The sequence below is a fragment of the Acidisphaera rubrifaciens HS-AP3 genome, from assembly GCF_000964365.1.
Lineage (GTDB): Bacteria > Pseudomonadota > Alphaproteobacteria > Acetobacterales > Acetobacteraceae > Acidisphaera > Acidisphaera rubrifaciens.
Genome location: NZ_BANB01000480.1, coordinates 1 through 8,340, shown reverse-complemented (window position 1 = coordinate 8,340; position 8,340 = coordinate 1). Strand labels below are relative to the sequence as shown.

The 8,340-nt window shown below is 69.3% G+C and carries 8 protein-coding genes; 3 read left to right on the top strand and 5 right to left on the bottom strand.

Annotation, left to right across the window (positions count from 1 at the left end; translation table 11 throughout):
• Positions 1–71 precede the first annotated feature (71 nt).
• Positions 72–557 carry a CinA family protein gene (locus B8460_RS13380; protein ID WP_048862105.1) on the bottom strand — a complete coding sequence of 162 codons (486 nt, stop codon included), beginning with the start codon at positions 555–557 and terminating at the stop codon, positions 72–74.
• Between the two features lie 92 nt (positions 558–649).
• On the opposite strand from B8460_RS13380, the gene B8460_RS13375 reads away from it, so the two are divergent.
• Positions 650–1,450, top strand: a complete 801-nt coding sequence (locus B8460_RS13375) for a bestrophin-like domain (RefSeq protein WP_048862104.1) — start codon at positions 650–652, stop codon at positions 1,448–1,450.
• A gap of 15 nt (positions 1,451–1,465) precedes the next feature.
• Here B8460_RS13375 and B8460_RS13370 read toward each other — a convergent pair whose 3' ends face one another.
• Positions 1,466–2,881, bottom strand: a complete 1,416-nt coding sequence (locus tag B8460_RS13370; protein WP_052945243.1) for a carbohydrate porin — start codon at positions 2,879–2,881, stop codon at positions 1,466–1,468.
• A 396-nt stretch (positions 2,882–3,277) separates the two neighbouring features.
• Between B8460_RS13370 and B8460_RS13365 the strand changes: the two genes are divergently transcribed.
• Both B8460_RS13365 and B8460_RS13360 read left to right on the top strand, forming a co-directional pair.
• Complete coding sequence (locus B8460_RS13365; RefSeq protein WP_148360603.1) at positions 3,278–3,571, top strand: hypothetical protein; 294 nt, start codon at positions 3,278–3,280, stop codon at positions 3,569–3,571.
• A 113-nt stretch (positions 3,572–3,684) separates the two neighbouring features.
• Positions 3,685–4,056, top strand: a complete 372-nt coding sequence (locus tag B8460_RS13360; RefSeq protein ID WP_048862102.1) for a hypothetical protein — start codon at positions 3,685–3,687, stop codon at positions 4,054–4,056.
• Positions 4,057–4,071: 15 nt separating this feature from the next.
• Here the strand turns inward: B8460_RS13360 and B8460_RS13355 are convergent, their stop codons facing one another.
• The 3 genes from B8460_RS13355 to glyS all read right to left on the bottom strand — a co-directional run.
• A complete protein-coding gene (locus B8460_RS13355; protein ID WP_048862101.1) occupies positions 4,072–4,647 on the bottom strand; it encodes a flavodoxin family protein in 576 nt (191 codons plus the stop codon).
• Positions 4,648–4,752: 105 nt separating this feature from the next.
• Positions 4,753–7,422 (bottom strand): pyruvate, phosphate dikinase, encoded by a 2,670-nt coding sequence (gene ppdK / locus B8460_RS13350; RefSeq protein ID WP_048862100.1) that lies wholly within the window; start codon positions 7,420–7,422, stop codon positions 4,753–4,755.
• 5 nt (positions 7,423–7,427) lie between these two features.
• Positions 7,428–8,340 (bottom strand): glycine--tRNA ligase subunit beta (gene glyS, locus B8460_RS13345; RefSeq protein ID WP_048862099.1); only part of this gene is annotated, 913 nt, incomplete at its 5' end.

The window sequence follows — 8,340 nt, the reverse complement described above, 5'->3', positions numbered from 1 at the left end:
GGCGGCCCGCGGGGTTCCCCCCCCCTCGCGGGCCGTTGCCGTCTCCGCCTTCGCGGCTCAGCCCAGTGCCGTCACGCCGCGTCGAGCGCCGCCGCGAACAGGTCGAGCAGCGCCGCCCCGAACGCCCGCATGTTCGCCGCCCGTTCGGCGACGCCGGTCTCCAGCGTGATGACCCGCGCGACCGGCCCCGCCACGGCGCAGCACGTATGCCCGGCCGCGTCGCCATAGCGATTGCCCGTCGGTCCCGCGGCGCCGGTCTCCGCGATGGCCCAGGTGGTGCCGAGGCGCGCGCGCATCGTCTGCGCGAGGAGAACTGCATAGGGCTCCGATGACGAGCGGACCGATCCCAGCTGCGCCGTCGTGATGCCGAGCAGCGCCTCGCGCGCGTCGCGCGTATAGACGACCGCGCCGCCCATGAAATAGCGGCTGGCGCCGGGCACCGCGAGCAGCGCGGCGGCGACGAGACCGCCCGACGACGACTCCACGACCCCCACCGTCTCCCGCCGCGCCTTCAGCCGCGCGCCGATCGCCGCCGCCCGGTCCAGAAGCACGTCCATGGCCCGCTCCCCCTTCGCTGTGCGGCCAGATAGGCAGAGCCGCGCGGCACATGCCATAGGGTGCCCGTCGTTTTGACCGTGCCGGAGAGGCAATGAGCGAGTGGACGCAGGGCGTGCTGGCGCTGTTCGGGCTGCTGCTGGCCGCGGCCGTCGGCGCGGCGCTCCGCCCGCTGCTGCGCGAGCGGCATCGCACGCAGGAGACGATGGGGGTGATCCAGATGGTCGTCGCCATGCTCGTCACCTTGGCGGCGATCGTGCTCGGCCTCGTCACGACGAGCGTGAAATCATCCTTCGACAAACTGGGCGCGGACGTGCGGGCGTTTTCCGTCGCCCTGATCCAGCTCGACAACGCACTGCGGACCTACGGACCGGAGACGGACGCGATCCGCGCGATCATGCGCGACTATACGGGCGGGGCGATCCGCTCCACCTGGGAATACGAGCCGCCGCCGGCGGCTGCGCGCATGCCGGTCCCGCCGCGCGGCCGCTATGACGACCGGCTGGAGAACTCCGGCCTCGGTGCCTTGTTGACACGGGCGGAGGCGGCGTTGCGGGCGCTGCCGCAGGACACGCCGACGCACGTGGCGATGGGACCGCCCTGTCTTGCCCGGCTGCTGCGGGTCGAACAGCTGCGCTGGATCATCATCGAGCACGCGCACAGCTCGCTCTCCACGCCGTTCTGCATGATCCTGGCGTTGTGGCTGCTGATCATCTTCCTCTGCTTCGGCCTGGTCGCGCCGCGCAACCTGCTGACCTATGCGATCATCCTGCTCGGGGCAGTGTCGATCGCCTCGGCGATCTTCGTCGTTCTCGACCTCGACACGCCCTTCACCGGCCTGTTCGTGGTGCCCAGCGAACCGCTGCGCGAGGCGTTCGCGCGCATGCTGGTCTGACGGCGCGGCGCGCGGTCAGAACTGTATGGTCGTGCGGATGCCGAACAGCGCCTCGTTACTGACGCGGGTGTTGGGCACGTTCGGATTGGCGATGCCGCCGCCCGGCATCCAGTAGTACTGAAAGTCGGGCTGCACCGTCAGCCAGGGCGCGAACTGGGCCTGGTACGTCACCTCGATCAGCGTCTCGCCGCTGCGCAGCGGCGTGTAGACGCCGGAGAAGGCGGGACCGGTCGGCGCGATCGAATTGACCCGGTCGCTCACGTTGGCATAGCCGAAGGCCACGCCGAACGTGTCGTTGTCGCGGGTCGGCAACGGCGCGTGGAGCAGCACGCCGGCGACCGCGCAGAAATCGAGAAAGTTGCGGTCGGACGGGGCGAAGACCGGGCGCCCGAACACGCTCACCGATGTGGGGCCGTCGGGGCGCGGCATCCAGACCGTCTGGTCGGCCACGGCATACAGACCGTAATTGTGCCAGTGATACGACGTCACGCGGCCATCGGCGTACGGCGAATAGGAACTCGCGTCCGGGAACTTCGCCGTGTCGAACCACGCGCCCGCCTTGTACATGCCAGGCAGGCCGGACGGCGGCGTGGGCGGGCTGCCGGCGGGCGCGGGCGGCGGCGGCGGGTTCACGGCATACTGCGCCTCGGCGATAAAGAGCGCGCCCGTACCCAGATCAAGGCCGAGGCCATAGCGTTCCGGGCCGCGCAACTGGCTGTCGTTGAAGAACGAGCCGCCGGGCGGGTTATCGTCGAAGACGCCGGCGAGTATCGTCAGAGCGTCCGTCGGCTCCGCGCGCAGGCGCACGCCGAGCGAGGACAGCGGATAGGCCGGCCCGCCGCCGTACAGGTCAAAGGACGGGACGGCCGTCCACCCCATGGTCGTGTTGAGGAACACCGACGCGCCCTGGCTGACCATGAACTCCTGGTCGAGACTCTGCTGCCCGATCTTCACGTCCATCCGGCCGCCGGCGAATTGCTGCTGGTACCACGCCTCCCAGACACGCACCGACGGGGAGGCGAGGATGCCGCTGTTGGTCTGCAAGGTGCCGAGATAGCCGTTGCTGAAGTTCGGGCCGTAGATCCAGAGCGTGCTGAGGTTGAACGTGCCGCCCTCCCAGCCGAACGCCTTGGACGTGTCGAGGCCGATGCTGAACATCGTCAGCCCGTTGGCGGTGGCACCCTGCTTGTAGCCGCCGGTGACGTTGCCGAACGTCTCGTCGATCGTCTCCAGCCCGAAGGTGATGCCCGCCTGCCCGAGCGTGGTGCGCAGGCTGCCGAAATCGCCCAGCAGCGTCGCACGATCCGGCGAGAAGAGCCCCGCGAGGCCGCCCGACGGCACCGTGGGCTCTGTCGCGGCGGGCGGCGGGGTCACTTCCGGGGGCTGCGGCTGGCCGCCGATCGCCTGCGCGCGTGCGACCTGCGGGAGCATCGCGGCCGAAGCCCCGGCGAGAGCAAGGCAGCAGACGGCAAGCGTCACGGTCGCAGCGCGAGGGGCGAGGCGTTGGGGCGGCATGGGACGGGCTTTCGGTTGGCGGAGCGGAGACGGTAATAGCGGCGTCGATGGCGCAGGTTGTGTGACGGTTCATGGTATGGGCGTCAAGTCTAATTGCGATTAAGTCGCAATTTTATCTGAGGATGATCAGGCACACGCGAATTACCAATCGGTAGACAATTCGCCTCGGCGGCGGCGTTTGATGCGTCAATCGCATGAATGTTGTGCCCTCACCGCATCTTCGTATCCACCCTCGCGCGCCCGATGTTGCAGTGCAGCAGTGATGGCGAGGCCCGTTTCGGGGCGCGCCCTCCGCACAGGGAGATGACCATGATGCGACGCACACTCTTCGCCGCGGCGACCGCCCTCAGCCTCGGGCTTGGCGCCAGCGCGGCCATGGCCGGGGAGATCGGCCCGGCCAATGTCGGCTCGTTCATCTATGACCAGAACGGCGCCGCGATCGGCAGCCTGCGGGCGATCCAGGGCGACCAGGCGGTCGTCTGGGTCGGCTTCTACAACACGCCCGGCAACCATCTGACGACAGTCCCGCTGCGCCAGCTCAGCGCCGACAACGGCTCTGTCGTGCTGTCGGGCGTGACGCCGAGCCAGCTCGCCGCCTCGAACTGAGAGGTGAGATGCCGGACGGGGGACAGGCGCCGCGTCTGTCCCCCGCGCCGCTTCTGATCCGGCCCGAAGCCGGCTAGTCTCGCCGCCGACGTCCCACGGACGGAGGCAGGTCCATGCGCGCGACCGGCGTTGCTCGGCGCCCCGACCCGAGGGGGCGCCCCTGGCCGCGGGCGCTGCCGCCGCGCGCCGCCCACCTCGTCCAGCATCTCCTGCTGGCCGGCCCGTTCCTCGGGGCGCTGGCCGCGGTCTATCGCTATCAACTGTCGCTGTATGCGCCGTCCCGGCCGGACGCCGCGTGCGGCCAGGTCATCGAATACATGAAGATCTGGCACGGCCGTTATTACGGCAGCTTCTACGTCACGCGGCTCCAGGATGCGCTGTGGCATGCCCTCGGGCTCGCATCGCTCGCGTGGATGGTGGGGGTGGTGCTCGTGCTGGTCGTCCTGGGCCGCCGGCAGCATCGTGCCGGCGGCCGTCCGTCCTGATCCGGCGACGCGGCGCTAGCCGCGCGTCTTGACCACATAGGCGGCGACGCGGGCGCCGAACTGACGCGCGGTCTCCAGATCGCCCGGCAGCGGCCCCTCGTCGGGCGTGCTGTCGGACGGCGACTGCGCGATCGCCCCGGCCGAACCGGCCAGGTAATTCACGTCGTTGCGGGTCGCCGCCTTGGTGTTGGCCGGCATCATGCCGGTGCCGATCCACACCATGCCGTGCTGCATTGCCAGCGTGATGAAGTAGTGGATGGTGCTGTGCTTGTCGCCGTTGATCGAGGCGGAGTTCGTGAAGCCCGCCGCGACCTTGTCCTTCCACGCCTGCGCGAACCACGGACGCGACGAGGCGTCGGCAAACTTTTTGAACTGCCACGAGGCGCCGCCCATATAGGTCGGGCTGCCGAAGATGATGCCGTCGGCGGCGGCCAGCGTCTCCCACGCGGTGTCGGGCAGGTTGCCCTCGGCGTCGATGACGAGCGGCGTCACCGTCGCCCCCTCGACCGACGCCGCCCCTTCCTGCACCGCCGCCGCCTGCCTTGCCGTGTGTCCGTAGCCGCTATGCGACACGATCGCGATCTGAGCCATGCTGCTATGCACCCTATTGTTCGATATCGAACGAACTAGGGACTTCGCGCACGGGTTTCAAGGCACGGGCGAACCGCCCCGTGCCTTCGTATGGGCCCTGATCCGTCAGGCGGTGCGGTCGCTCGCGGTGCCGAGGGCTGCCTGCGCCGCCGCAAGGCGGGCGACGGGGACGCGGTAGGGGCTGCACGAGACATAGTCGAGCCCGACCTGTTCGCAGAAGGCGATGCTCGACGGGTCGCCGCCATGCTCACCGCAGATGCCGAGCTTGAGGTCGTGTTTGGTCTTGCGGCCGCCCTCGACCGCGATGCGCACCATCGCGCCCACCCCGTCGACGTCGATCGACACGAACGGGTCCTTCGGCAGGATGCCGCTTTCGACGTAGTGCGGCAGGAACTTGCCCGCGTCGTCGCGCGACAAGCCGAACACGGTCTGCGTCAGGTCGTTGGTGCCGAAGCTGAAGAAGTCCGCGACCTCGGCGATGCGGTCGGCCACCAGCGCCGCGCGCGGCAGCTCGATCATCGTGCCGACCAGGTATTCGAGCGTGGTGCCGGCGGCGGCGAACACTTCGCGCGCGACCTTGTCCACCTGCGCGCGGGTGATCTCCAGCTCGCGACGGGTGCCGACCAGCGGAATCATGATTTCCGGCACCGGTGCCGCGCCGGTTTCCTTCGCGACCGCGAGCGCGCCCTCGAAGATGGCGCGCGCCTGCATCTCGTAGATTTCGGGATAGGAGATGCCGAGCCGGCAGCCGCGATGCCCCAGCATCGGGTTCGCCTCCGCCAGCTCCGCGGCGCGGCGCCGCATGGCCTCGATGTCGGCACCCAGCGCCTGCGCCACCTCCTCCAGCTCCGCGTCGGCGTGCGGCAGGAACTCGTGCAGCGGCGGATCGAGCAGCCGCACCGTCACCGGCAGGCCGGCCATGATGCGGAACAGGTCGGTGAAATCCTCCCGCTGGAACGGCAGCAGCTTCTCCAGCGCCACGCGCCGGCCGCGCTCGTCGGCCGCCATGATCATCTGTCGCACGGCGCCGATGCGCGCCGGATCGAAGAACATGTGCTCCGTCCGGCACAGGCCGATGCCCTCGGCGCCGAACTTGCGCGCCGTCTCCGCGTCGAGCGGCGTCTCGGCGTTGGTGCGCACCTTCATGCGGCGGAACTCGTCGGCCCATTCCATCAGGGTCGCGAAATCGCCCGACAGCTTCGGCTCGATCATCGCGACGCTGCCGACGAACACCTCGCCGGTCGCGCCGTCGAGGGTGATCGTCTCCCCCGCGCGCAGCACATGGCCGCCCGCGGTGAGGGTCTGCGCGCCGTAATCGACGGTGATGCCACCCGCCCCGGCGACGCAGGGGCGGCCCATGCCGCGCGCGACCACCGCCGCGTGGCTGGTCATGCCGCCGCGCGTGGTGACGATGCCGCGCGCCGCGTGCATGCCGTGAATATCCTCGGGGCTGGTCTCGATGCGCACCAGCACCACCGCCTCGCCCTTGCCGGCGCGCAGCTCCGCCTCGTCGGCGTTGAACACGATGGTGCCGCTGGCCGCCCCCGGGCTCGCCGGCAGCCCCTTCGACAGCAGCGTGCGTTTCGCCTTGGGATCGAGCGTCGGGTGCAGCAGCTGGTCGAGCGCGGACGGGTTGACGCGCTTGACCGCTTCCTCGCGGTCGATCAGCCCCTCGTTCGCCATCTCCACCGCGATGCGCAGGCTTGCCGCCGCGGTGCGCTTGCCGTTGCGCGTCTGCAGCATGTACAGCTTGTTCTGCTGCACGGTGAACTCGATGTCCTGCATGTCGCGGTAGTGACGCTCCAGCGTCTCGCGCACGCGCATCAGCTCGTCGTAGGCGTTGGGGAGCACCGTCTCCATCGGCTTCTCGTCCGGCTTGGCCCGCGCGGCGGACAGCGGTTGCGGCGTGCGGATGCCGGCCACCACGTCCTCGCCCTGCGCGTTCACCAGATATTCGCCGTAGAAGATGTTCTCGCCCGTCGACGGGTCGCGCGTGAAGCATACGCCCGTCGCGCAGTCATTGCCCATGTTGCCGAACACCATGGCCTGCACGTTGACCGCGGTGCCCCAGCTCGCGGGGATGTCGTGCAGCCGGCGATAGGTGTTGGCGCGCGGGTTCATCCACGAGCCGAACACGGCGCCGATCGCGCCCCAGAGCTGATCCTCCGGCGCCTCGGGGAACGGCTTGCCGGTCTCCTGCGCCACCATGTCCTTGTAGCCGGCCACCACCCGCTGCCAGTCGGCGGCGGTCAGGGCCGTGTCCTCGGTCACGCCGGCATCGTGCTTCGTCGTCTCGATGATTTCCTCGAAACGGTGATGATCGACGCCGAGCACAACCGAGCCGTACATCTGGATGAAGCGACGGTAGCTGTCCCACGCGAAGCGTTCGTCGTTCGACGCCGCCGCGAGCCCCTGCACCGTGTCGTCGTTGAGGCCGAGATTGAGCACGGTGTCCATCATGCCGGGCATCGACACGCGCGCGCCGGAGCGGACGGAGACCAGCAGCGGCTTGGCCCGGTCGCCGAAGCGCAGCCCCACCGCCGTCTCCACCCGGCTGAGCGCATCGGCCACCTGCCCGCGCAACTCGTCGGGATAGCGGCGGGCGTTTTCATAGAAGGCCGTGCAGACCTCCGTCGTGATCGTGAAGCCCGGCGGCACGGGCAGGCCGATCGACGCCATCTCGGCAAGGTTGGCGCCCTTGCCGCCGAGCAGGTCGCGCATGTCCGCGCGGCCCTCGTTATGCCCGGCGCCGAAGCTGTAGACCCACTTGCTCATCGCGATCAGCCTTCGATCCTGGAGAAGTCGGCGACCCGGTCCATCACGGACCGCACCTGTGTCAGCAAAGCTAAACGGTTCCGGCGCAGCTCCGGTTCCGGGGCATTGACGGTGACGCCATCGAAGAACGCGTCGAGCGGCGCGCGCAGCCCGGCCATCGCCCGCATGGCGCCGTCATAGTCGGACGCCATGAGCGCGCGGTTGATCGGCGTGCCTACAAGGTCGAGCGCGTCGCGGAGTGCACGCTCCTCAGACTGGACCAGGAACGCCTCTTGAACAATAGAGGTTACTGGGCCGTCCTTAGCTGCCTCGATGCGTAGTATATTTGCCGCGCGCCGGTATCCGACGAGCAGGTTGCGGCCATCCTCGGTGCCTAACATGCGCTCTATCGCGTCAGCACGTCGCACCACGTCAGCGACGAAATCATTGGCAGCGATCGCGAAGACGGCAGCAACGATATCATGCCGGCGCCCTTCGCCCCGCAACATCACCCGCAGGCGGTCCTGGAAAAACTCGAACACCTCGGTACCAAGCTCGCCGGTGCCGCCAGCGTCGCCGATCAGAAGTTGTAGTGCGACCGCCGGGAACCCGGGCTGCAACACGATGCGCAGCACGCCCAGCGCGGCCCGGCGCAGCGCATACGGATCGCCGCCGCCGGTCGGCTTCTCGCCGATGCCGAAGAATTGCACGATCTGGTCGAGCTTGTCGGCCAGGGCGACGGCGACCGTCACGGGGGCCGCGGGCGCCGCGTCGGACGGGCCGCGCGGCGCGTAATGGTCGCGCACCGCGTCGGCGACCTCGTCGCCCTCGCCGTCATGGCGGGCGTAATAGCCGCCCATCACGCCCTGCAATTCGGGAAACTCGCCCACCATGCCGGTGGTCAGGTCGGCCTTGGCCAGCAACCCCGCGCGCTCGGCG

Coding starts and splice junctions, on each gene's coding strand:
- B8460_RS13380 (WP_048862105.1), bottom strand. CDS start 557: ATGGACGTGCTTCTGGACCGGGCGGCGGCGATCGGCGCGCGGCTGAAG.
- B8460_RS13375 (WP_048862104.1), top strand. CDS start 650: ATGAGCGAGTGGACGCAGGGCGTGCTGGCGCTGTTCGGGCTGCTGCTG.
- B8460_RS13370 (WP_052945243.1), bottom strand. CDS start 2,881: ATGCTCCCGCAGGTCGCACGCGCGCAGGCGATCGGCGGCCAGCCGCAG.
- B8460_RS13365 (WP_148360603.1), top strand. CDS start 3,278: ATGCGACGCACACTCTTCGCCGCGGCGACCGCCCTCAGCCTCGGGCTT.
- B8460_RS13360 (WP_048862102.1), top strand. CDS start 3,685: ATGCGCGCGACCGGCGTTGCTCGGCGCCCCGACCCGAGGGGGCGCCCC.
- B8460_RS13355 (WP_048862101.1), bottom strand. CDS start 4,647: ATGGCTCAGATCGCGATCGTGTCGCATAGCGGCTACGGACACACGGCA.
- ppdK (WP_048862100.1), bottom strand. CDS start 7,422: ATGAGCAAGTGGGTCTACAGCTTCGGCGCCGGGCATAACGAGGGCCGC.